Annotated in this window: 24 protein-coding genes and 1 pseudogene; 12 read left to right on the top strand and 13 right to left on the bottom strand. The window is 71.2% G+C overall.

Features of this window, described 5'->3' with window-relative positions:
• Positions 1 to 213: 213 nt before the first annotated feature.
• The gene (locus ACWEVP_RS40930) at positions 214 to 780 is read right to left on the bottom strand and encodes an ester cyclase (protein ID WP_452067964.1); all 567 of its coding nucleotides are present in this window, start codon (positions 778 to 780) and stop codon (positions 214 to 216) included.
• A 53-nt stretch (positions 781 to 833) separates the two neighbouring features.
• Here ACWEVP_RS40930 and ACWEVP_RS40925 point away from each other — a divergent pair, with 53 nt between their 5' ends.
• On the top strand, positions 834 to 1,469 hold the full coding sequence (locus ACWEVP_RS40925) for a TetR/AcrR family transcriptional regulator (RefSeq protein ID WP_452067963.1): 636 nt from the start codon (positions 834 to 836) through the stop codon (positions 1,467 to 1,469).
• A gap of 380 nt (positions 1,470 to 1,849) precedes the next feature.
• Here ACWEVP_RS40925 and ACWEVP_RS40920 read toward each other — a convergent pair whose 3' ends face one another.
• The 3 genes and pseudogenes from ACWEVP_RS40920 to ACWEVP_RS40910 all read right to left on the bottom strand — a co-directional run.
• Positions 1,850 to 2,254 (bottom strand): STAS domain-containing protein, encoded by a 405-nt coding sequence (locus ACWEVP_RS40920; protein ID WP_452067962.1) that lies wholly within the window; start codon positions 2,252 to 2,254, stop codon positions 1,850 to 1,852.
• Between the two features lie 119 nt (positions 2,255 to 2,373).
• Positions 2,374 to 3,585 (bottom strand): ANTAR domain-containing protein, encoded by a 1,212-nt coding sequence (locus tag ACWEVP_RS40915; protein ID WP_452067961.1) that lies wholly within the window; start codon positions 3,583 to 3,585, stop codon positions 2,374 to 2,376.
• A gap of 584 nt (positions 3,586 to 4,169) precedes the next feature.
• A pseudogene (locus ACWEVP_RS40910) lies at positions 4,170 to 4,898 on the bottom strand (mechanosensitive ion channel family protein); the annotation flags it as partial.
• A gap of 305 nt (positions 4,899 to 5,203) precedes the next feature.
• Between ACWEVP_RS40910 and ACWEVP_RS40905 the strand changes: the two are divergent.
• The 3 genes from ACWEVP_RS40905 to ACWEVP_RS40895 all read left to right on the top strand — a co-directional run bounded on the left by ACWEVP_RS40905 (position 5,204) and on the right by ACWEVP_RS40895 (position 8,103).
• Positions 5,204 to 6,466 (top strand): serine/threonine-protein kinase, encoded by a 1,263-nt coding sequence (locus ACWEVP_RS40905; RefSeq protein ID WP_452067960.1) that lies wholly within the window; start codon positions 5,204 to 5,206, stop codon positions 6,464 to 6,466.
• Between the two features lie 114 nt (positions 6,467 to 6,580).
• Positions 6,581 to 6,805, top strand: coding sequence for a hypothetical protein (locus ACWEVP_RS40900; protein WP_452067959.1), 225 nt, complete (start codon positions 6,581 to 6,583; stop codon positions 6,803 to 6,805).
• 104 nt (positions 6,806 to 6,909) lie between these two features.
• Positions 6,910 to 8,103 carry a GAF domain-containing sensor histidine kinase gene (locus ACWEVP_RS40895; protein ID WP_452067958.1) on the top strand — a complete coding sequence of 398 codons (1,194 nt, stop codon included), beginning with the start codon at positions 6,910 to 6,912 and terminating at the stop codon, positions 8,101 to 8,103.
• Positions 8,104 to 8,125: 22 nt separating this feature from the next.
• Here the strand turns inward: ACWEVP_RS40895 and ACWEVP_RS40890 are convergent, their stop codons facing one another.
• The 6 genes from ACWEVP_RS40890 to ACWEVP_RS40865 form a co-directional block, all read right to left on the bottom strand.
• Complete coding sequence (locus tag ACWEVP_RS40890) at positions 8,126 to 8,485, bottom strand: response regulator (RefSeq protein ID WP_452067957.1); 360 nt, start codon at positions 8,483 to 8,485, stop codon at positions 8,126 to 8,128.
• Positions 8,485 to 9,174 (bottom strand): response regulator transcription factor, encoded by a 690-nt coding sequence (locus tag ACWEVP_RS40885; RefSeq protein ID WP_452067956.1) that lies wholly within the window; start codon positions 9,172 to 9,174, stop codon positions 8,485 to 8,487. Before ACWEVP_RS40885 ends, ACWEVP_RS40890 begins: the two co-directional genes overlap by 1 nt.
• Positions 9,175 to 9,212: 38 nt before the next feature.
• Positions 9,213 to 9,743, bottom strand: coding sequence for a signal peptidase I (locus tag ACWEVP_RS40880; protein WP_452067955.1), 531 nt, complete (start codon positions 9,741 to 9,743; stop codon positions 9,213 to 9,215).
• A gap of 9 nt (positions 9,744 to 9,752) precedes the next feature.
• Positions 9,753 to 10,280 (bottom strand): hypothetical protein, encoded by a 528-nt coding sequence (locus ACWEVP_RS40875; RefSeq protein ID WP_452067954.1) that lies wholly within the window; start codon positions 10,278 to 10,280, stop codon positions 9,753 to 9,755.
• Between the two features lies 1 nt (position 10,281).
• Positions 10,282 to 10,935 (bottom strand): TasA family protein, encoded by a 654-nt coding sequence (locus tag ACWEVP_RS40870; RefSeq protein ID WP_452067953.1) that lies wholly within the window; start codon positions 10,933 to 10,935, stop codon positions 10,282 to 10,284.
• Between the two features lie 286 nt (positions 10,936 to 11,221).
• Entirely contained in the window at positions 11,222 to 12,058 is an 837-nt protein-coding gene (locus ACWEVP_RS40865) for a helix-turn-helix transcriptional regulator (RefSeq protein WP_452067952.1), read from the bottom strand.
• 182 nt (positions 12,059 to 12,240) lie between these two features.
• Here ACWEVP_RS40865 and ACWEVP_RS40860 point away from each other — a divergent pair, with 182 nt between their 5' ends.
• The 4 genes from ACWEVP_RS40860 (at position 12,241) to ACWEVP_RS40845 (ending at position 16,153) form a co-directional block, all read left to right on the top strand.
• Positions 12,241 to 13,179 (top strand): SDR family oxidoreductase, encoded by a 939-nt coding sequence (locus ACWEVP_RS40860; RefSeq protein WP_452067951.1) that lies wholly within the window; start codon positions 12,241 to 12,243, stop codon positions 13,177 to 13,179.
• A gap of 109 nt (positions 13,180 to 13,288) precedes the next feature.
• A complete protein-coding gene (locus ACWEVP_RS40855) occupies positions 13,289 to 14,116 on the top strand; it encodes a hypothetical protein (protein ID WP_452067950.1) in 828 nt (275 codons plus the stop codon).
• A 178-nt stretch (positions 14,117 to 14,294) separates the two neighbouring features.
• The gene (locus ACWEVP_RS40850) at positions 14,295 to 15,146 is read left to right on the top strand and encodes a phosphatase PAP2 family protein (RefSeq protein WP_452067949.1); all 852 of its coding nucleotides are present in this window, start codon (positions 14,295 to 14,297) and stop codon (positions 15,144 to 15,146) included.
• Positions 15,143 to 16,153, top strand: coding sequence for a YdcF family protein (locus ACWEVP_RS40845; RefSeq protein WP_452067948.1), 1,011 nt, complete (start codon positions 15,143 to 15,145; stop codon positions 16,151 to 16,153). The genes ACWEVP_RS40850 and ACWEVP_RS40845 overlap by 4 nt, the downstream gene beginning before the upstream one ends.
• Before the next feature lie 125 nt (positions 16,154 to 16,278).
• On the opposite strand, the gene ACWEVP_RS40840 is transcribed toward ACWEVP_RS40845, so the two are convergent.
• The gene (locus tag ACWEVP_RS40840; RefSeq protein WP_452067947.1) at positions 16,279 to 16,857 is read right to left on the bottom strand and encodes a TetR/AcrR family transcriptional regulator; all 579 of its coding nucleotides are present in this window, start codon (positions 16,855 to 16,857) and stop codon (positions 16,279 to 16,281) included.
• A 105-nt stretch (positions 16,858 to 16,962) separates the two neighbouring features.
• On the opposite strand from ACWEVP_RS40840, the gene ACWEVP_RS40835 reads away from it, so the two are divergent.
• The 3 genes from ACWEVP_RS40835 to ACWEVP_RS40825 all read left to right on the top strand — a co-directional run bounded on the left by ACWEVP_RS40835 (position 16,963) and on the right by ACWEVP_RS40825 (position 19,786).
• Positions 16,963 to 17,340 (top strand): VOC family protein, encoded by a 378-nt coding sequence (locus tag ACWEVP_RS40835; RefSeq protein ID WP_452067946.1) that lies wholly within the window; start codon positions 16,963 to 16,965, stop codon positions 17,338 to 17,340.
• A 146-nt stretch (positions 17,341 to 17,486) separates the two neighbouring features.
• On the top strand, positions 17,487 to 18,353 hold the full coding sequence (locus tag ACWEVP_RS40830) for a helix-turn-helix domain-containing protein (protein ID WP_452067945.1): 867 nt from the start codon (positions 17,487 to 17,489) through the stop codon (positions 18,351 to 18,353).
• Entirely contained in the window at positions 18,350 to 19,786 is a 1,437-nt protein-coding gene (locus ACWEVP_RS40825; protein ID WP_452067944.1) for an MFS transporter, read from the top strand. The genes ACWEVP_RS40830 and ACWEVP_RS40825 overlap by 4 nt, the downstream gene beginning before the upstream one ends.
• On the opposite strand, the gene ACWEVP_RS40820 is transcribed toward ACWEVP_RS40825, so the two are convergent.
• Positions 19,783 to 20,385: a TetR/AcrR family transcriptional regulator gene (locus ACWEVP_RS40820; RefSeq protein WP_452067943.1), complete on the bottom strand. Its 603-nt coding sequence runs from the start codon at positions 20,383 to 20,385 to the stop codon at positions 19,783 to 19,785. The two genes, ACWEVP_RS40825 and ACWEVP_RS40820, sit on opposite strands and share 4 nt — an antisense overlap.
• Positions 20,386 to 20,473: 88 nt before the next feature.
• Between ACWEVP_RS40820 and ACWEVP_RS40815 the strand changes: the two genes are divergently transcribed.
• Positions 20,474 to 21,202 carry an SDR family NAD(P)-dependent oxidoreductase gene (locus tag ACWEVP_RS40815; protein ID WP_452067942.1) on the top strand — a complete coding sequence of 243 codons (729 nt, stop codon included), beginning with the start codon at positions 20,474 to 20,476 and terminating at the stop codon, positions 21,200 to 21,202.
• 18 nt (positions 21,203 to 21,220) lie between these two features.
• On the opposite strand, the gene ACWEVP_RS40810 is transcribed toward ACWEVP_RS40815, so the two are convergent.
• Positions 21,221 to 21,976: an MBL fold metallo-hydrolase gene (locus ACWEVP_RS40810; protein WP_452067941.1), complete on the bottom strand. Its 756-nt coding sequence runs from the start codon at positions 21,974 to 21,976 to the stop codon at positions 21,221 to 21,223.
• Positions 21,977 to 21,983: the final 7 nt, after the last annotated feature.

Genomic DNA, 21,983 nt, shown 5'->3' with positions numbered 1-21,983 from the left:
GCTACACACCTACAATCACCACCGCGGACACACCGCACTCGCAGGCCACCCACCCGCCAGCCGCGTCCCCAACCTCACAGGGCAATACACCTAGGTCACCGTTCGAGCGGACTTCGGGTGTACACCGACTTGGCGGCTGCAGCGATTCTGTCGACGGTGAGGCCGAGTACTCCGAAGATGGCGGCAGCCGCCTGCGGAGAAGGACGGCTCTGGTCACGGCGAGCCGACAGCGGTGGGGGAGCTGCGGCCGGTACCGGTGTCGCGCCGGGCGGCTTGCCGTTTGGCGCGCGCCATCTTGACGAGGTAGGCCGGGGTCGGCGGGATCCAGCCGAGTTGCTTGGCGGTGCCGAGGTCGTCGCGGGTGGCCCAGTGTTCGGCGATGCGGTTGTCGCGGACGCGGAACCAGTGCGACTGGGCCATGGCGAACGGGCGGCCGGTCGGCGGGAAGACGGCGTCGAGCCTGCCGTCAGGGGTGTAGAAGGCGATCGGCAAGAGATGGGTGCCGCTCATCGTCGAGTTGACCGCTACGAGGTCGCCGTCGGCGATGACGTGGTGGATTTCGTAGCGCAAGTCGGCGAAGGCGGTGCGCAGCCACTGTGCGGTCGACCAGAAGCCGGCCGGGCCCGGTACGCGTGAGGATGGTGGCTGGACGACGTTCTCGCGGTCGATCGCATCCGGCGTGTAGAACTCGTCGAACTCGGCTCGCTCACCGGTGGCCATGGCGTGGATGCTGCGCACCGCGACGCCGTCCTGGGTGGGGGAGAATCGTGTCTCGGTCATGGTCAACCCCAAATTCAGTGCAACCCGATTAAACTGAAAGTGTTGATGCGAGGATGGCGGAAGTCAAGAGGCGCTACGACGGGTCGCGCCGGCGAGAGCAAGCCCGCGCTCGCCGGCTCGCGGTGGTGCTGGCAGCGCGCGACCTGTTCGAGCGCGACGGTTTCCGTGCGACGACCCTCGCCGCGATCGCCGGCCGCGCAGGCATCTCCGTCGAGGGCATCTACAAGATCTTCGGCAGCAAGGCCGCGCTCGCCAAAGCGGTGTTCGACGTCGTGGTCGCCGGGGACGACGAGCCGGTAGCCGTGGCGGAGCGGCCCGAAGCCGCCGCCGTGCTCGCCGAGCCCGACCTGCACACGAAGATCCGCCTTTTCGCCGAAGGTCTCGCTCAGCGGCAAGCTCGTTCGGCGAAGGTGCAGCTCCTCATCCGCGACGGCCGGCACGTCGATGCATCCCTCGAACCGGTCTGGGCCGAGCTCACCGAGGAGGGCTTGGCCGGCATGGCCGGGCTGGCACGGCACCTGGCCGGCCCACCCGGCATCCGTGGCGAACCCGACGTGGATCGGCTGCGGGACGTCCTGTGGAACTACCTGGCGATCGACCACTACGAACGGCTGGTCCTGCACCGGAACTGGACGCTCGAGGCCTACGCGCGGTGGCTCACTGCCGCGATCACCGATGCGATCACCTGAAGACCGACGCTGCTCACGCCGGTACCGGCGGGGTGAACACGCCGCTCCGGTCGTTGCGAGAAAATTTCCGGCGCGCGCTCAAGATCAGTCCCCCGGCGCCACCGCGTGCTCAGGACGGAGTCGGGTGGGCTGACGGATCCGCCAGGGGTACGCGTCGCGCCGCCGAGATGGACTTGTGCTTGCGGGGGCGACCTGTGTGGAGCGCACCAAAGCCATCGGGAACGACGGCTGGTTGCGATCCGCGGTGGGCTCTGGTTTGAACCGGGCCGCGGACCTGGGTCACCGGAACCCGGACCGAAGGCCCTCTGCCTGATGACTTGCCGACAGTCTGCTCTCTGGTTACCGACGAGGCCAGAGCCAATCGCCTCTATTCGAGGCCGTCACGCGTTCGGGTGGTGAGGTCGGTTGGACGACGGGGATCCGACATCACAAGCTGCGCACGATGGTGAATGCAGGGGGAGGACGGACTCGAGGCCTAGCAGGGCGAGTTTGCGGCGGGCGGGGGCCGAGGCAGTGATCCGTAGGGTGCGGCCTTCTGCCTGGCAACGGCGTGTCAAGGTCAACAGAGCGGCTGCGGCTTCGAGGCTGAGCTGTGTGACGCCGGAAAGGTCGGCGACGATCGCGGCGCCAGGTGGCGCGCTCGCCGCCGACGCGATGAGCTGCTGGGCGCTGTGGGCGTCGAGATGGCCTTCGGTGGCCACCAGCGTGATCGCCTCGGCGGTCGGGGTCGGCTCGGCCGGCCCGGACTGAGGGTTGCGGTCGTGTGACTCGGTGGTCGTGCTCATCTACCCGATTTCCCTCGAAAGTTCGTCCAGGTATCTGACTTCTGCTTCACGCGAACCATGACTGGTTTCGGTGCGCCGCAGGGTGTTCCCGTGGGTTTCCGCCCGGCTGGTGTATGCGGTCAGCTCGGGGTGTTGACGATGTCGGTGACGAACCGTTCGGCGACGTCGCGCAGTTTGAGGTTCCGTTGCTGGGACTGGGTGACCAGCAGGTCGAAGGCGTCGTCGGCGGAGATCCGGTGCAGGGCCATCAAGATGCCCTTGGCCTGGTCGATCACGGCGCGGGTGCTCAGCGCGGTGTGCAGCTGGCTGACGGTGGCTTGGGCGGACTGGTAGCGGCGGGCGCTGCGCAGCGAGGCTTCGGCAGCGGTGGTGTAGAGCTCCAGCAGGGCCGCGTCGAGGCTGCCGAAGCCTTCGTCTCCGGTGCCGTAGAGGTTGAGTGAGCCCTGGTACTGGCGGTCGATGAACAGGGGTGCGGACAGGTAGCTGCTTATCACGGCCTCGTCGGCGGCCGCGGTGAACTCGGGCCATTGCTTGACCGCCTCGTGCACCTTGACCCGCTGGACCTGGCCGGTGCGGGCGGCTTCCAGGCACGGACCGTTCCCGGCGTCGTACTGGGCCTGGTCGATGCGGCGGGCGTCGTCGCCGGTGGAGGTCGCGGTGTAGGGGGTGTCGTCGCGCAGGAGGGTGATGCTGGCCATGATGGTGTCCGGTACCGCGTGCACGACTTGGTGGCACACCCGCTGCAGGACCACGGTCAGCTCTTCGTCCTGCTCCAGGGCGCCGGTCAGCTGTTCCAGAGCGGTGGTGACATCGTCGACTCTCCGTGCGACGTCCCGTTCCGGCAGCAGCTTGTCGTCCATCCGCGTCCTTCCCGCACCCCGTTGTCCGCGCTGAACACTACCCAGCGCGGTCGTAAACGAGCCATGTCTGCGTCCTAAGTGGAGGGCGGGCCGGCTCGACGAACCGCGGACCCCGCTGACCAACTGCTCATCCACGTAGTTGATCTGTTCGGCGGGGCATCCCGCGGCGACGACGACGGCTGCGACGTCGTGCAATTTGACGTTGTTGTGCTGCGATACCTGCTGCAGCGTGGCGAACGCCTCGCTGGAGTCGCAGGCTCGGGCCGGCAGGTTCATGCCTTTGGCCTGTTCGATAACGGGCTGCGTGGCCAGCGCCTCTTTCAACTGCTCGTTTTCGGTGGCCGGATTCGCCGGCTCGTTCCACGACGTCACCAGCCGATCTTCAGCCGCCGTCTCATCGGTGTTCTCGGAACGACCCAGTGCCTGCGTCGTCTCGCTTGCGCGGCCGGCGCCGTCTGAAATGCTGTGCATCGCGCCATGTCGTCGCTGGTCTCGTCGTCGCGGGTGCTGCGTGTCCAGCGCATGGCGTCGTGCAGAGCGGCGATTTCCAGGTGGGTCAGCAGTATCCCGGCGTAGTCGATGGCGGTTGACCCAGAGCGTCTGGTTGACCGGTAATCAGTCGAGGTGTTCGAGGCGAAGAGGGGCACGCTGCGGTACTGCGTCCGCAGGGTGACCCGGCGCTGCGGCGTGGCCATGGGCAGTGGTGCTTCCGTGCTCGTGGTCAAGGCCAGGCGGGCGGCGCACGGGGCTGTGATCGAACGGTGACCGAGCAGCCTTGGCGCGGCTGGTCAGTCGCTGAGGTGGTCCGCGCGGCGGTGCAGATGATTGTCGATCTCGTGCGGCAGTCGCAGGATTCGTGTGTGCAGCTCGGTCAGTGCCTCACCGAGTTTCAACGGCTCGTTTGTCGTCACCGTCTCCGTTAGTTCCCCACGGACAATTGCATGACTCGGGAAGAACGTGCCCGGTGTCGCCGTCGGTGAAACGGTCGAGGTGTGGGGAAGGGGAGTTCGTGCGCAGGGAGGCAGCTGCACACGAACTCCTCAGGTCAACGTGAGTCAACGGGTGGGGTACTGAGGCCCGTCCTGCTCCGGCGGGCCCTGCTGGAACTGACCTTCGGACCGCAGGTACGTCGTCCCGCCGTCGAGGCCGCCGGCGCCGGACGCGGGGCCGGCGGCCGGGATCGGGCTGGTCGGTGGAGTGGCGCCGGTCTGGCCCTGGGCCGGGCCGGCGGGGGTGGCGGCGCGGGCGAACTCCCCTTGGGCCTGCTCGGCCGGCCGGCGTGCCTGACCGGACACCCCGCCGTGGGCCTCGGCGTGCTCGCGCATCCGCGGGATTTCGTGCTCGGCCTTGTTCAGCCAGTTCTCCCAGCGCGAGCGCATCGGCCCGATCAGGCCGCCGCCGACACCGACCACGGCGATGCCGCCGGCGGTGGCCAGGACAGTGATCAGGACGGGGGTGGTGACGGCGGTGGCAATCCCGACCTGGTTCAGCGCGGCGATGACCCCGAGGGCGAGGATGAACACCGAAGCGATCGTGCCTAGAACCCGGCCGTAGGACAGGCCGGACAGCGTAGCGCGGATCAGGTTCTTCACCGCGGCCGCGATCGCCGCGGCAACCACGACGATGACGATGGCGACGATCGCTCGCGGCAGCCAGGCCACGATGGCGGTCAGCAGGTCCGAGACCGGGTTGGGCCCCCAGACGCCGAAGGCGATCTGCAGGGCGATCAGGAGGATGGCGTAGTAGACGATCTTCGCGACGAGGTCGGAGGCGTCCATCGAGGAGCATTCGAGGGCGGACGCATTCGTCCAGGTACCAATGCCCACGAATGACGCCGGTAAACCGATTTGTCGTGATCGGTACAAAGGCCGAGGGCGACGAGGCGTTGAGCGTAGGATGATCCCTCAATGCGCGGTTCAACCCAGCAGCCGTAGTCCTCCGCCGCGGCGATGTTCGCGGCCGGTATTCGTGCTTTGTCTGTGGAGGTCGATCCTCATGCGCTGGCTGCCACTTTCGCCTTTGCTCGTCGCCCGACGGTGCGACGTCGGCTTCGGCGCTCGACTCCCGCACACCAGATCCGGAGTGGCCCATGCCCGGTGAGCGGGCGGTCGACGGTGAACGGACGTCGCCCCGGTTCACAGTGGACGTGCCCGGCGCCACGCCGTGGCGGAGGGACGATCCGGACCTGGTCGCCGGACGCTACGAGGTGGCCGGTCTGGTCGGCAGCGGTGCCACCGCGCGCGTCTACCAGGCCTTCGACCGGCGATTGGGCCGTGACGTCGCGATCAAGCTCTACGAGCGGGGCGCGGTACCGGTGGAGCAGCTGCGCCGGTACCGGGAGAAGACCATCCAGGCCGGCATCGATCACCCCCACGTGGTGGCACTTTTCGACAGCGGCACCTACGGCGACCGGCCTTACCTGGTGATGCAGTTCGTCGACGGGGAAAATCTCGCCCAGCGGCTGCTGGCCGGGCCGCTGCCCATCGAGCAGGTGCAGGACCTGGCGACACAGCTGGGTGAGGCGTTGGCCCACGTCCACGCTCAACGCGTGGTGCACCGTGATCTCAAGCCCGCGAACGTCCTGCTCGGCGCCGGCGGTCCACTGATCACCGACTTCGGGATCGCGCACGAGCTGGAAGCCACCCACGTCACCGGCACCGGTCTGGTCACCGGCACCGCCGCCTATCTGGCACCCGAGCAGGTCATGGGCGAACACGCCGGCCCCGCCGCCGACGTCTACGCCCTCGGTCTGATTCTGCTGGAATGCCTGACCGGCGAGCGGGAGTACCCCGGCACGCTCGCGGAGTCGGCCATGGCCCGGCTGAACCGGACGCCCCGCATTCCCGAGGGGGTGCCCGCCCCGCTGGCCCGCACCCTCGAGCGGATGACCTCCCGCGAGCCCGACCTGCGCCCCACCATGGAGGAGGTCCTTCGGCTGCTGCGGCTACCGGCCGCCGCGGAAGCGGTCACGGTGGCTGCGCCAGTCCAGCGGCGGGGCAGGCTCGTCGCCGTCGGCGGCCTCGCCACAACCGTCTTCGCCGGGGTGATAGCCATGCTGCTCTTGCGGCCCGATGCCGGCGTCTCCGACCCCAGCGATCGGCTTGCACCCGGATCGGCGGCCCCGACCAGTTCGGCGTCCCCGACGTCGACGCCGGCGGAGCCGCCCGCCTCGGCCGTCATGGCCGGGTCGCCCGGCAGCGGCGTGCGGCAAGCACCGCGACTCGCGGACGCGTCAGCACCGGACGTGGCCATTCCCGGCACCGTGCGCACCATCGACGCGCCCAGCGGCCCGGCCGACGGCAAGGCCAAAGGCAAGGACCAGGGAAAAGGCAAAGGCCGGCACGGTCCCTGACATCCACATTCGCTGCGCCGGTCCAGCCAGGGCGGTAACGATACGGAGACCGTCCGCGACTGTGCCGGTGCGCGGTTTGAACGGCAAGCCGTGCTCGCTCGAAGGTGGTTGCCGATGGGCTCGTCTTCGCTCGACCACGCCTTGCCCGCTCGCGCAGGGTCCCGTCCTTTCGCGGCGCCCGTGCTCCTGGCCGTGCTCGGCGCCGTGCTGATGGCGTGGTCGCAGTCGGCTGCCGCCGGAATCGTCGGCACCGCGGTGATCGCGCTGGCCGGACCCGCGGCCGCCGCGCTGCGCCGTGCCGAGCACCAGGTCGACGCGATCCTGCAGGACGAGCTGTGACTCGAATGAGTCGAGAACGCGGTGTCGCCGGGTTGCGCCGATGGCGGTCACTCGATCCGGTCGCGTAGCGGGGCGTTGCTCACGGCGGTGGTGATACTGGGTTGGTGGACGGGGACGCGGAGCTGGCTCGGATCGCCGCGCTTCGCGCTCTCGACCTGCTGGACACCCCGAGCGAGGAGCGGTTCGACCGCATCACCCGGCTGGCCCAGCACACCTTCGGCGTGCCGATCGCGCTGGTTTCGCTGGTGGAGCTGGACCGGCAGTGGTTCAAGTCCTGCGTCGGGCTCGACGATCGGGAGAGCCCGCGCAGCGCGTCGTTCTGCTCGCGGGCCATCGAGCGTGACGAGCTGATGGAGATCCCGGACGCCCACCTCGATCCGCGTTTCGCCGACAACCCCATGGTGACCGGGCCGCCGTACATCCGGTTCTACGCCGGACAGCCGGTGAGCACGCCGTCCGGGCACAAGGTCGGGACGCTGTGCGTGATCGACCGAAAGCCACGACGGCTGACGTCAGCCGAGCGTGATCGGCTGCGCGATCTGGCGCACTGGGTGGAGCTGGAGGTCGCCGTCGTGCAGGCCCAGCGGGAGGCGCGCACCGCCCGCGAAGTGCGTGAAGAGCTCGTTTCCCTGGTCAGCCATGAGCTGCGGACGCCGCTGACGTCCATCCACGGGTCACTGGAGCTGGTCGCTTCCGGGCGGTTCGGTGAGCTGGGCGAGCGCGCCGCCCGGCTGGTGGCGATCGCGGCGAAGAACACCGACCGGCTGATCCGGTTGTCGAACGACGTGCTCGACCTGACCCGGTTGCAGGGTGGCGGTCTGCGCCTCAAGTTGTCCGATGTGGACGTCGCGGAAGTACTGGAGAACGCGGTGGACAGCGTCGAGGGCGCGGCCGAGCGGATGGGTGTGCGGATCGAGCGGGCGGGCGGCGCGGGGGTGGTCCGCGGCGACGCCGACCGGCTGGTCCAGGTGTTCACGAACCTGCTCGCCAACGCGGCGGCGGTGGCGCCGGAGGGCACGGCTGTCACGGTCACTGCCCGCCACGACGACGCGTGGGTCGAGGTGTCGGTCCGCGACCGCGGGCCCGGTGTTCCGCCGGATGAGGAAGAACGCATCTTCGAGCCGTTCGCCCAGGTGGGTGTGCCCACCGGGGGAGCGGGCCTGGGCCTGGCGATCACCCGCGGGATCGTGCAGGCCCACGGCGGCACGGTCCGGGCCGGGGCGGCCGACGGCGGTGGCGCGGTGTTCACGGTGCGGCTGCCCGCGGCGGGCCCGGAGGTGGAACGCACCTGGTGGTGACCCCGGCGAAAGGGGCTGTGGCTCAGCCGTCCCAGTCCAGCAGCCGGGCCAGTGCGGGCCCGATGCCCAGCGGGTCGAACGGTTTCGCGAACACGGCACGCACCCCGAGGTCCAGCAGGCCGGTCGTGTCCGGTGCCGCGGTCAGGAAGACCACCGGCAGCGCCGCGTTCGCCGCCCTGAGCTCGCGGGCGGTGCGGCGGCCGTCGTAGCCCGGCATCTCCACGTCGAGCACGACCGCGTCGACCCCGCCGCTCCCGCACCGGCGCACCGCTTCCCGGCCACCCGCCGCCGTCTCGATCCGCCAGTCCGAAACCGCGCTCAGCGCCAGGCTCAGCACCTCCCGCACGTCCGGGTCGTCGTCCACGACCAGGACTGTGCGCATCATCGGACTCCTCGGTCGATCCGGTAGCCGATGCCGCGCACCGTCGCGATGAACCCCGGTGCGCCCGCCGCGGCCAGCTTGCGGCGCAGGTTGGACAGGTGCACGTCGACGGCGTGGTCGTCGGCCAGCCAGCTTTCACCCCACGCCCGGCGGCGCAGCGCGTCGCGGCTGCTGACCGCGCGGACGTTCTCGGTGAGCGCGTCGAGCAGGTCGAACTCGATCCGGGTCAGCTCGACGTGCCGGCCGCCCACCGTCACGTCGCGGGCTTCGACGTCGAGGCGCACCGGCCCGACCACGCGGCCAGGAGCCGGTTCCGGGGTGCCGAGGGACCGCGGCCGGCGCAGCATCGCCTGGATCCTGGCGACCAGCTCGCGCGGGGAGAACGGCTTGGTCAGGTAGTCGTCGGCGCCGCTGGCCAGCCCGACGAGCTTGTCGACCTCGTCGGACTTGGCGGTCAGCATGACGACGTAGGCCTGGGAGAAGCCGCGCAGCCGGCGGCACACCTCGAGGCCGTCCGGGCCGGGGATGTTCAGGTCGAGCACGACCACGTCCGGGTCCCACGCCCGCAGCTCGGCCAGCGCGCGCTCGCCGTCGGCCGCGGTGCGCACGTCGAAGCAGGCGTCGTCCAGCGCCAGCTCGACGACCTCCCGGATGCTGTCGGTGTCCTCCACCACCAGAACCTTCGCCATGATCGCGATTGTGACCGGCCGCGGCCGGGTCGGCAGCGTCACCGCCGGTCCCACAACGCCCGCTTCGCGGCGACGAGCAGGCACACCCCGGCGAACACGATCACCGCGACGCGCACCCCGCCGTACTGGCCGAGCAGCGCCACCCGCCCGATCCACGGCACGTGCCCGGCGACCACGGGCACCGTCGAGGAGGTGATGCGCAGGCGCTGCGGGTCAGCGGCGGCGTTGTTGTCGCCCTTCGTCCGCACAAGCGGCTCGGCCTGCGAGCGGTCGACTTCGACGACGCGGTGGGCGTAGCGCTCGCCCGGCGCGTCCGGCCGGGGCAGCACGACGACGTCGCCGACGTCCGCCGATTGAGTGTCCACCTGGCGGGTGACGAGCAGGTCGCCCGGCGCGAAGCCGGGTTCCATGCTCGGCGACAGCACGGGCGCGAACCCGATCCGCAGCACGAACACCGCGACCGCGCCCGCTACGGCGAGCGCGGCGACCACCCCGAGCAGCACACCGGGCAGCCGGCGCGGAGGGCGGCTCGTGCGGTGCCGTCCGCGGACGGGCGCGGTGGTGACCATGGCTGGCTCCTACGAGTTCGAGGTCGTGGCGGCGCGGATCTGCGCCCGGGAGACGGAAACGGAAACGGTCGCGGTGGTGAGCCCGAGCAGCCCGTTCTGGACGAGCCGCAGGCTGAGCTGCTCACCCGCCGCGAGCGAGCGGGTGACGGCGGTGGCACCCGCGGTCGAGTCGGTCAGCGCGACGACCGTCCCGGAACACCTGTCGGCCGCCCAGGTGCCGCCCACACAGGCGTCGAGCCGGACGCTCGTGGCGGCGCCGCTCTCGCTGACGGTGTAGGTCTGCCCGGTCAGCGCGACGGTGCCGTTGTTGCGCACCGACGCGTACCGCGGCGTCGAGTCGAGCAGTCCCCACGAGACCGTGAGGGGTTTGCCGGTCTGGATCGCGCCGGAGCTGTCGGCCAGCACCGCCGACCACGTCACGGTGGTCGCGCGGGCCGCGTCGGACGCGGTGGCGAGACCGGCCGCGGCGGCGGTGGCGGGCGCGGCGGCCAGCGCGGCGGCCGCCGTCAGCCCGGCGGTCCAGAACCGGCGGCGCACCTCAGGAGTTGGTGGTGACGGCCGAGCGCTGGGTCTCGGCGAAGGTGTAGGTCAGGTTCGCGGTCAGGCCCTGGATCGTCGCGGTGGGCAGGGTGCCGTTGACCGTGGTCTCGGTCTGGTCCGGCAGCTGCACGGAGACCTGCAGGTGCTGCACGCTCCCGGCGGCGACGGTCGAGAGCAGCTGCTGAGCGCTGCCCAGGCCGCTCAGTGCGGTCGCCGGGAGCACGGTCGCCGGGGTGCCGGAGCACGCGGCGGTGGTGTTGTTCCAGGTGCCGCCGACGCACTGCTTGACCGTGACCCGCAGGGCCTTGGTCGAAGCGCCGTCGGTGATGAGCGCGCTCGAGCCGGTGGCGGCGACCTGCATGGTCAGCGCCTGGGCGTCGAGGCTGCCGCCGCTGGTCAGGTCGACGTAGCGGTTGACGACGTCCCCGGGCGCGAGGTTGGCGATCGCCTGGTCGAACCCGGCACCGTTGGCCGCGAGGGTGAGCTTGAGGGTGCCGCTGCTGACGGTCTCGGGCGTGGCGTTGGAGGCGGTGGCCGAGAGAGTCGCCCAGACGCCGGCACCCATGGCGGCGAGCACCGCCCCGCCAACGAGGGCGAGGGCGACGGGGCGCCAGGCGGAGCGGCGGCGAGCGGGGAGCGAGTGGTTGGCCATGGAGGTCCTTGTCCGGTGGGCACCATCCGGTGTGGTGCGGTGAAACCCATGGTCGGGCCCGGACCTCCGGCCACCCTCCGCCGTTCCTCAAGACCGCCTCAAGAATCGTGCGCTGCTCAATGTCGCGGCTCGCGGCTGCTGCACTTCTACAACCATCATCGACCCCGACAGCTCAACCGGCAGCAAGCCGCCGGTCACCCGGCTGACCAACCTGCCTGGACAATGATTGAGGACCCGTCGTGGGTTCTTCGCCTGACACCGCGATCGACAGCGCGCGGCCGGGGAGTCACGGAAGCGTCTGCGTGCCGATGACCGACAACATCTGCAGCTTCTCGTAGCTCTCACTGCCGGGAACGGCGGTGTAGACCATCAGCGAGTGGGCCTGCCCCGGGTCGACGAGCCGTTGACACGTCAGTTCCAGCGCGCCGACCTCGGGGTGGACGAAGTGCTTGACCTCGTGCGGACGGATCCCGATCTCGTGGTCGTCCCACACGCGGCGGAACTCCTCGCTCGAGCCCAGGAGCAGCTCGGCCAGCCACGCCGCCCGCGAGCCCGGGCCGCGGAGCGTGACGAGCTCGCGCAGGCCCGCCGCGTACATGCGGGTCAGGAACGGGTGCTCGTCCGGTGCGTAGAGCCGCCGGGCGGCGGGGTCGGTGAACCACCGGTAACCCGAGCTGCGGGCGGGGCCGGTGTACCGCGTGGTGTCGCCGGTGAGCGCGACGCCCATCGGGGACTGCCGCAGGGTTTCCCCGAGCTCGGTGACGATCTCCGCCGGCGTGTCGTCCAACCGGTCGAGCACCCGGAGCAGGCCGGGGCTGATGTGGTCGCCGCCGCCCCTGGCCGGCGGGTTGTGGCCGGCGAGGCGGAACAGGTGGTCGCGTTCGTCGATCGACAGGTGCAGCCCCTGCGCGATCGACGCGAGCATCCGCTCGGACGGCTGCGGACCGCGTTCCCGCTCGAGCCGCGAGTAGTAGTCGGCGGACATGTGGCACAGGGCCGCGACCTCCTCGCGCCGCAGCCCCGCGGTCCGGCGGCGGGGCCCGCGGGGCAGGCCGACGTCTTCGGGTTGCAGTGCCTCACGGCGACGGCGGAGGAACTCCGCGAGCCCGGTGCGGTCGATCACGACGCCCCCTCTCCGAGTGTTGCCTCGTTTCTACCGCCCGCCGGAACCGCGAGCCACGACTCGTCGATCCCCCTCTCCGCACCCGGGAGGGTGATCTTGGCGAGCCGGTGATCGGGAGGTCCTGGATAGCCCCGCACCACCGGCCGAAGATCGAGGACACGACCACGCGAAGGAGCCCGGCCATGCCACGCAAGAAGATCGACGTCGACCTCCCCGACCTGACCGGGCAGCGAGCTGTCGTCACCGGCGCGAGCGACGGGATGGGACTGGGCATCGCGGCCAGGCTGGCCGCGGCCGGCGCCGAGGTGATCATGCCCGTCCGCAACCCGCGCAAGGGCGAGGCCGCCCTCGCGAAGATCAGGCAGGCCGTCCCGGCCGCCGACGTCTCGCTGCGCAGCCTCGACCTGTCCTCTTTGGAGTCGGTCGCCGCGCTGGGCGAAACCCTGCGCGGGGAAGGCCGTCCGATCCACCTGCTCGTCAACAACGCCGGCGTGATGACCCCACCGGACCGGCAGACCACCGCCGACGGGTTCGAGCTGCAGTTCGGCACCAACCACCTCGGCCACTTCGCGCTGGTCGCCGGGCTGCTCCCGGTGCTGCGCGCCGGCCGCGCCCGGGTGACGTCCCAGGTCAGCGTCGCCGCCGCGAGGGGCCGCATCAACTGGGCCGACCTGAACTGGGAACGCTCCTACGACGGCATGCGCGCCTACCGCCAGTCCAAGATCGCGTTCGGCCTCTTCGGGCTCGAGCTCGACCGGCGCAGCAAGGCCGCGGGCTGGGGCATCACCAGCACCTTGTCCCACCCCGGCGTCGCCCCCACCAGCCTCCTGGCCGCCCGCCCCGAGCTCGGCCGGGGCAAGGACACCCCGCAGGTCCGCCTGATCCGGGCACTCTCGGCCCGCGGCATTCTGGTGGGAACCGTCGAGACCGCGCAGCTGCCCGCACTGCTGGCCGCGACCGACCCCCGGCCCGGCACCCTCTACGGCCCCGGCGGTCCCGGCAACCTGGGCGGTCGGCCCGCTCCCCAGCGTCTCTACCCGCCATTGCGCGACGAGGAAGAAGCCCGGCGCGTCTGGCAGGCTTCCGAGCAGCTCACCGGAACCGCGTTCGTCGCCGCCTGATCGACGCGCCGTGCGGCGGTCCGGCGTGCTTCGTCGGATGGGGCAGCCGTTAACTGAATCGTGACAGCTCGGCGCGTGCGGCGTAAGAGCGGGCGCGGATGCTGGCCACATGACCGAAGCCGAGGCGCAGCCGAAGACCGACCGGCGAGCGAGGATCTCGATGAGCCGCGAGCTGATCGAGCTCGCGGCCCTGTTCATCGCCACCGGGGTCGCCGATCTGTTCGTCAGCACGTTGTCGCACAACCGCGTGGGCCCCGTCATGCTGTTCGGGCTGGGTGGGCTCCTGATCGCCACCGCCGCGTGGCGCCGGTGGTGGACGCACCGCCCGCGACCGAACCCCGCGCGCGGCGGCACGGGTGGACATCCGCCGCGGACCGGGGTGGCGTGGCGGGTGCGCGCCACGGTGCGCGACGTGCCGGGAAGCCTGGCGGGGGTGACGGCCGCGCTGGCGGCGCACCGCTACGACATCGTCTCGCTGCAGGTGCTGGCGGTCCCGGACGGCGCGGTGGACGAGTTCCTGGTCAGCGCGCCTGCCGACGCGACCGCGGCGGACATCGCCACGGTCACCGAACTCGGCGGCGGCCGGGACGTGCGGGTCGTACCCGCGGACGTGCACGAGTTCGTCGATCTGCCGACCCGGGTGCTGACGATGGCGGCCGGACGAGAAACGGATCCGGACCAGCTGCTGCTGGCGGTACTGGGCAGCTGCGACATCGCGCGGAAACCCTTGGGGCGCCGGGGGAAGAGGGCCGGTGAAGGCATCGACGGAACGGTGATGCGGCTGGCCGGAGCCGACAGCGGCCTGGTGGTGACGCGGTCGCTGCTGCCGTTCACCCCGGCGGAGTTCGCCAGGGCCAAGGCCGTCCTCGCCCTCTGGCGCCGCCTCGCCGGGGCTTCCGCTGCCCCTTCGGGCCAGGTCCCGGCGTCCGATGCGTAGGGGATGAGCGACTCACCCCGCTCGGCGGGATGCCGTGTCTCCCGGTTGTTCCACCTCCCGGGCCGAGGATGGGCACATGGTGCGCGCTGAGGTGTTCTCTGCCGACCGCTTCAACCCTCGGTGTGCGTCCGTACGCACAAGGTAACTACGCTGTTCGGAGTAGTCCGAGGAGGTTGGCTTGGTTACCGCCCGTCGCTGGCTGGTCGTGGCGGCCGTGAGCGCCGTCGTTCTGGTGGCCGTGTACCTCCTCGCGGTCTGGACCGTGCCCGGCCAGGCGTTGGAAAACGCCGCGCTGCGCGGAGCCGACGAGGCCGCCGCCCGCGACCAGGCCGTCGCCGATGACAGCCTGAGCCGGATCACCGTCTACTCCCTGGCCGTCGCGGTCGTCCTGGTCGGGCTCGTCGGGCTGCTGCGCCGGCGTGCCGATCTCGCCTTCGCGGCCGTGGGCGTGATCGTGGCCGGCCAGCTCGTGACGCAGGTGCTCAAGCGGTTCGTGCTGCCCCGGCCGGCACTGGTGCCGCTGACCGGGCACTACGCCGAGAACAGCCTGCCCAGCGGGCACACCGCGATCGCGATGACCGTGCTGTTCGCCGCCCTGCTCGTGGTGCCCTACCGCTGGCGCGGCGTCACGCTGTTCTTCCTCCTCTCGTGGGCCGTCGGCATCGGCGCCTACACCGTGACGGCGAAGTGGCACCGGCTGTCCGACACCCTGGCCGCGGACGCGATCGCGCTCGGCCTCGCCTGCCTGGCTTCGTGGTGGCTGGCGCGCCGCGGGATCGTGCGCCGCCACGATGGACCGCGCCGCGTCCCCCGCGTGCTCGTCGTGACGATCGCGGCGCTCGGCGGACTGGTCTTCTTCGCCCTGGGCTCCCTCCTGATCGGGGCGGCGCTGGCCGGCGAGGGCTACGCGGAAACCGTGCGCGGCAACGCCTGGGTCGTCTACCTCGCCGCGACCTCGTTCGCCTCCGCCGGCTCCATCGCCGCGGCGCTGGTGTTCCTGGCGACCTGGCGACGGCGGGAGATCGCGTGAACCCCGCCCTGCTGCCGCTCGCCGCGGCCGTCTTCTGCTTCGGCGTCTTCGTGGTCGGCTTCCTGCTCGAACGGCGCCGGCTGCGCAACGGCTTCTCCCTGTTCTTCGCGCTCGCCTTCCTCGGCTTGACGCTGATCGCGCTGCTGGCGTCGATCTCGCGGGAGGCCGCCGCGATCGTCGCGTTCGGCCTGCTCGCGCTGATCCCGCTGACCATCGTGGTGCTCGCGGTGGTCCTGATCGGCAACGGCGTGACGATGCTGCGCCGTGAAGGCCGCCGCCCGGCCAACCTGCTGTCCCTGGCGGCCGGGGTGGGCATCGTCGCGCTGATCGTCTTCGACTTCGTGGTCGGGCAGCTCGGCTGGGCGCCGCTGGAGGCGGTGCGCGACAGCGTCGACGGGATCGTCGCGTACCTGTCGTTCCTGTTCGTCTGCTTCCTGCTGTATTCGCTGGTCTACGGCCGGATCCGCAGCCGCCGCGCGCTCGACTTCGTGGTGGTGCTCGGGTCCGGCCTGCTCGGCGGGAAGAACGTGCCGCCACTGCTGGCTGGCCGGCTCGAACGCGGGCGGCGGGTGCTGGCCGCCGAGGACCGCAAAGGCCGGTCGCCGCTGCTGGTCACCTCCGGCGGGCAGGGGCCGGGGGAGGAGCTGCCCGAGTCGCACGCGATGGCGGACCACCTCGTCGAGCGCGGCGTGCCGCGCGAGCGGATCCTCCTCGAGGACCGGTCGCGGACGACGCGGGAAAACCTCGCCTTCAGCGCCGCCCTCATGCGCGAGCGGAACCCGCGCTACCGCTGCGTCGTCGTCACGAACAACTTCCACGTGCTGCGCGCGGCGTTGCTCGCCCGCAAGGTCGAAGTGAACGGCCAGGTGATCGGCGCGCCGACGGCCTGGTACTTCTGGCCGAGCGCCACGCTGCGGGAGTTCGCGGCCATCCTCGTCGACCACCGGATCCTGAACGGGATCGTCTGCGCGGTGATCATCGCCGCGAGCGTGCTGAAGGCCGTTTAGCCCGCGTGGCTTCTCCGGCGTCGTGAGGATCGCTGACGCCGCGGGGCGAATCCGCCGGTGCCGAGCCCCGCGACGCGGGTGATCCCGCGCGCAAGGTGGGCTCGGCCTGCACCTCTTCGACCGTTCTAGACGCCGAGCTGGCCGAGGGCGTCCTCTGCGACGCGCGCGACGAACGCGGCGTCGAGCGGCTCGCGGGAGAACCAGCGACGGTAGAACAGCGGGCCGGCGACGGCGGCGGTCACGTCGGCCGGCCCGCGATCCGCGGCGAGCTCACCGCGAGCTCGCGCGCGTTCGGTCACCACGCCGAACGGGGCCATCAACCGGGCGTGCAGATCCGCGTGGAGCCCGGCCAGCTCGGGCTCGCGCTCGGCGGCGTCCACGATGGAGGGCAAGACCGCCGCCCAGCGGGCGCTCCGCAGCTGCTCGGCCAACGCCTCGGCCAAGGCGGCGAGATCCCCGCCGAAGCTGCCCGTGTCGGGGACCGGGGGCGCCGATCCGATCGTCGAGCACGCCTCGATCAGCAGCGCGGCCCGCGACGGCCAATGGCGGTAGATCGTGGTTTTGGAGACGCCCGAGCGTCGCGAGACCTCGTCGATGCTGACACCGCCGATGCCGCCCGCCGAGAGCAACTCGTACGTCTGGGCGAGCACCGCCGTCCTGGATCGCTGGACTCGGGCGTCGACGAAGTCCCCGGATCGGGCCACGTGGTGATCTCCGTTCCTTTCCGACGGCGAAACAGTACGGTACTGTACCGTACTGTTTCGTGGAGCCGGACGGTCCGGCTCGCCGGGAGCAGCCAGGAGAACGCCGTGAAGCTCGCCTCAGTTCGCCTCGTCACCGATGACCTGCCCGCCCTGACCGCTTTCTACTCGACGCTCACGGACAGCGAGCCGGTGACCCCTTACGGGTCCGGCGACTACGCCGAACTGCACACCGAAGGCGGCATCATCGCGCTGGCCGACAGTGCGGCGGTCAAGCGTTTCAACAACAACGCCGCCGTGGCCGCCGCCAACCGGTCCGCCATCATCGAGTTCGAGGTCGACGACGTCGACGCCGAACGCGCCCGCCTGGGCGGCAGCGTCACCGCTTGGGTCCAGGAACCCACCAACCAGCCATGGGGAAACCGGTCGATGCTCTTGCGCGACCCCGACGGCAACCTCGTCAACATCTACTCCACCGGACACTGAACGGCTCCGGCAGCGGAAATCGGCGGCAGCACCGTCATCATCGCCCAGCCAAGTGAAAAGCCCCGCACCGTCCACAATGGACGAGTGAGGAACCTGGGTGCGCCGCACCCACGCTCCGGGACCCGGCCCGCATTACTGTCGTCGGTGTGGACAGTGAGAACAAGCTCGGTGACTATCTGCGAGCGCGACGGGCGCTGCTTCGGGCGCGGGACGTCGGTTTGCCCGACGACGGTCCGCGGCGGGTGCCGGGGCTCCGGCGCGACGAGGTGGCGCTGCTCGCCGGGGTGAGCACCGACTACTACATGCGGCTGGAGCAGGGCCGCGAGCGGCACCCGTCCGACCAGGTGCTCCAGTCGATCGCCCGCGCGCTGCGGCTGGACGACGCCGCCGCGGCGCATCTGTTCCGGCTCGCCCTGCCGGTGTTCGGGGCGACCGCGGCGACGTCGCTGACGGTCGCCCCGGAGCTGGTGCGGCTGATGGACGGCATGTCGGACGTGCCCGCCTTCCTGGTCGGTGCGGCGCAGGACGTCCTCGCCGCGAACGCGCTGGCCCGTGAGCTCTACCGCGGCTTCGCCCGGTACGACAACTTGCTGCGCATGATCTTCCTGGACCCGTACGCGAGGTCGTTCTACGGTGACTGGGACGCCGCGGCGCGGCTCGCGGTGAGCAACCTGCGGGCGTCGTCCTCACAGTTCCCCGCGGACGAGCACATCGAGCGGGTCGTCGGCGAACTGACCGTGCGCAGCCCGGCGTTCGCGAACCTTTGGGCCCGCTACGAAGTGCGTCCGCGAACCACCGAGGTCAAGCATTTCGTGCACCCGCGGGTGGGGGAACTGCGGCTGCACTTCGAGACGCTGGCCGTCGCCAGCGCACCCGGGCAGCACCTGTCCGTCTACAGCGCCGAGCCGGGCAGCGCCGGCCACGACGGCCTGGTCCTCCTGCGCCGTCTGGCCGAGCAGGCAGCCCGCTCCGGCGACGCCGACGAGGAGCTGGAAAGCGGGACCAAGCAATGACTTCGGCATCGAAGACGCCGGCCCGGACGTGGGTGGGCGTGGTCACGCTGCTGGCCGGCACGCTGCTGCCGCCCCTGGACTTCTTCATCGTCAACCTCGCCATCCCGTCGATCCAAGACGACCTCGGTGGCGGCGACCTCCTGGGCCAGCAGATCGTGGCGAGCTACGCCGCCACCTACGCCGTCACGCTCACCCTCGGCGGCCGGCTCGGCGATCTGTACGGCCGGCGGCGAGCCTTCCTCGCCGGCCTGGTCGGGTTCGCTTTCGCGTCGCTGCTGTGTGGTTCGGCGGGCGAGCCCTGGCTGCTGCTGGTCGGGCGCGTCCTGCAAGGTCTGACGGCCGCGCTGATGGCGCCGCAGTCGCTGGCCCTCATCCGCGCGAGCCTCGACGGCCGTGACCAGACGGTCGCCCTCGGGTTCCACGGTGCGACCCTCGGGCTCGCCGCGGTCATCGGCCAGTCCCTGGGCGGCCTCCTCGTCACCGCCGATGTCGGGGGACTGGGCTGGCGGGCGATCTTCCTCCTCAACCTGCCCGTCGCGGCCCTGGGCCTGCTCGGCAGCCTGTTCCTGCGCGACCCGCACACCCGAGGCGGGGAAAGGCTCGACTGGATCGGCGCCGCCCTGCTCTTCGCGGGCCTGGCCGGGATCGTCGTCCCGCTGGTCGAGGGGCGTGCCCTGGACTGGCCGTGGTGGTGCTTCCTCCTGGTCGTCGCCGCCGTCGTCGTGCTGCGCGCGTTCTGGCGCCACGAGTCGTCGCTCGGCGGCGGCCGGCGCGGTCGCGTCACGGCCCTGGTGCCGCCGGCGGCGATCACCGCGCCCGGGGTGCGGATCGCGCTCGTGGCGGTCGCCCTGTTCTACTCGATCGCCGCGTTCTTCCTCGTCTTCTCCGAACACGAGCAGGCGGTCGGCCGCACGCCGCTGCAGGCGAGCCTGGACATCCTGCCGCTGGGCATCGGGTTCCTGATCGGCCCGCTGACCGTGGCGTACCTCGCGCGGGTCATGGAGCGCCGGATCGCCGCGCTCGGCCTGGGCTTGGAGACCGCCGGCTTCCTCGCCTTCGCCGGGCTCGTCGCCGCGTTCGGCCACACGGCGTGGACCGCCGCGCCCCTGGCGCTCATCGGCTTCGGTCAAGGGCTCGCGCTGCCCTCGCTGATCCGCCTCACGGTCACCCACCTCCCGCGTGCGTTCGCCGGCCTGGCCAGCGGCCTGGTCAACGCGACCCTGCAGATCAGCGCCGCCCTGTCGGTCGCGATCATCGGCGGTCTCTTCTACGCCGTGGCCGGCGCGTACGGGCCGACCGCCGCCATCACCGCGGTCTCGCTCCTCATCGCCGCGCTGCTGTTCGGCTCCGCGCTCCTGTCGTTGCGGGCCGAACCGCGGCGACGCCCCGCTCCGGCCGACGTCGCGCGGACGGCCGCGCCGCTGAGCGGCTAGGTCCAGTCCGGTGCCGGACGGGGGAGGGGGCTGGCCCCCTCCGGCCGGAGGCCGTCGAAGATGATCGTGAGGTAGCGCAGCCACAGATCCGCAGGGGCGCCGGGCAGGTTCTCGACGACGTGCACCGGGGCGCAGATCAGCAGGAACACGTCGGTGCCCGTGACGTCGTGGCGGACAGCGCCGCCGGCGCGGGCCCGCTCGACCAGCGTGGTCACGTCCGCGTGCAGGCTGTTCCGGATTTCCGTGACCGTGGCGTCGCCGGCGCCTGCCGAGATGAGGAACGTCAGGTCGCGCTGACGGCGGCGGTCTCCCGCCACCGTCAGGAATTCCAGCAGCGCCGCGCCCGGGTCCGGGGCTTCCGCCAGCCGCCGCGCGACCTCCCTCAGCTCCGCCAGGTGGTTCGCCACGACCGCGACGATCAGCTCCTCCTTCGTCGCGAAATGACTGAACACGGTTCCCTTGGCGACCCCGGCGCGCCGGGCGATGTCCGAGACCGACGCCTCGATGCCCTGTTCGGCGAACTCGTCTTCGGCCGCGGCCAGAACGCGTTCACGGTTGCGCATCGCGTCGGAGCGCGGGCGACGGGCGGAAGACGGCATCGCCTCATCCTAGCAACTTGACCGTCCGGTCATTTTATGTGTAGCGTCGTTCGTAACTTGACCGATCGGTCATCTTATGGAGGTCACCATGAAGCTGCACGGCGCGACCGCGCTCGTCACCGGCGCGAACCGCGGACTCGGCCACCACCTCGCGAAGGAACTGCTGCGGCGGGGGGCGAAGGTCTACGCCACCGCGCGCCGGCCCGAGCTGGTCGACCTCCCGGGCGCCGAGGTGCTGCGCCTCGACATCACCGATCAGGCGGATGTGGACGCGGCGGCGTCGGCCGCCCCGGATGTGGACGTCCTGATCAACAACGCGGCCTTCACGACCGGGGGCAACCTCACGACCGGCGATCTCGGGGCGATCCGGCAGGTGATGGACTCGAACTTCTACGGCACTCTGGCCATGATCCGGGCGTTCGCCCCGATCCTCGCCCGCAACGGCGGCGGCGCCATCCTCAACGTCCTCTCCGCGGTGGCGTGGACGACGGTCGACGGCAACACGTCCTATGCCGCCGCGAAATCCGCCCAGTGGGGGCTCACCAACGGTGTCCGCGTGGAGCTCCAGCCGCAGGGCACCCTGGTGGCCGCGCTGGTTCCCGGCCTGATCGCGACCGAGACGCTGCGCGACTACGTGCGGGCGGCCGGGCTCGAGCTTCCCGAAGAGGTCATGATCGACCCGGCCGACCTCGCCCGCACGGCGCTCGACGGGCTCGAAGCCGGCGACATCGAGATCCTGGACCACATCGGCGCCGAGGCGAAAGCGACCCTCACCGGCGCACCGCGGACGTTCGATCTCGCCGCACTCGCCCGGTGACCCGGACCGAACCGCCGGCTACGGGACGACCACCCGGACGCCGGGCAGCACGATGCGGACCTCGACGTCCGGAGCGAGGCGGGCGACGGCGTCGGCGTAGTGACGCGGGTCCTGATCGCCCTTGGTGATCAGGCGGTCGCCGAGGTAGCCGCTGTGGAACGCGTAGTGGTGGGGAATCGCGAGCGCCGGCCGCAGCACGGCGGTCAGCTCGGCCGCTTGTTCGGCGTTCATCACCACTTGGGCCAGGTTCGCCGGTCGGATGCAGAGGCCGTTGGTGGGCAGGATTGTCAGGTCGACCGGCCCGAGGCGATCGGGAATCCGGTCCAGTTCGGGCACCCGCAGCGAGTCGCCGCCGAAGAACACGGTTCGCCCGCCCGCCTGGAGCACGAACGTGACCTCGTGGACGCCGTGCTCGCCGGGGGTGGCGGTGACCGTGAGGTCGCCGATCCGGGCCGACTCCCACGCCTCGACGGTGTGCAGGCTGGTGAATCCCTTGTCCTTCGCGATGGCGGTGACGGTACCCGGCCCGATGATCGGGGTGTCCAGGTCGAGACCGCCGGCGACGAGGGCGTCGAGGTCGCAGTGGTCGTAGTGCTCGTGGCTGATCACGACCGCGTCGAGCCGGCCGAGTGCGGACACGGGCGCCGCGACCCGTTCGCCTTGGTGGTACGTGGCCTTCTCGGTGAACCACGGGTCGGTGAGGACCCGCAGGTCGCCGAGTTCGATCAGCTGGCACGCGTGGGCGATCCGGGTGACCGCGAGGGAGGTGCTCATGTCGGGG

The sequence above is a fragment of the Amycolatopsis sp. NPDC003865 genome (assembly GCF_053605345.1).
The sequence above is the reverse complement of the archived record's forward strand: the minus strand, read 5'-3'. Positions and strand labels throughout refer to the sequence as shown.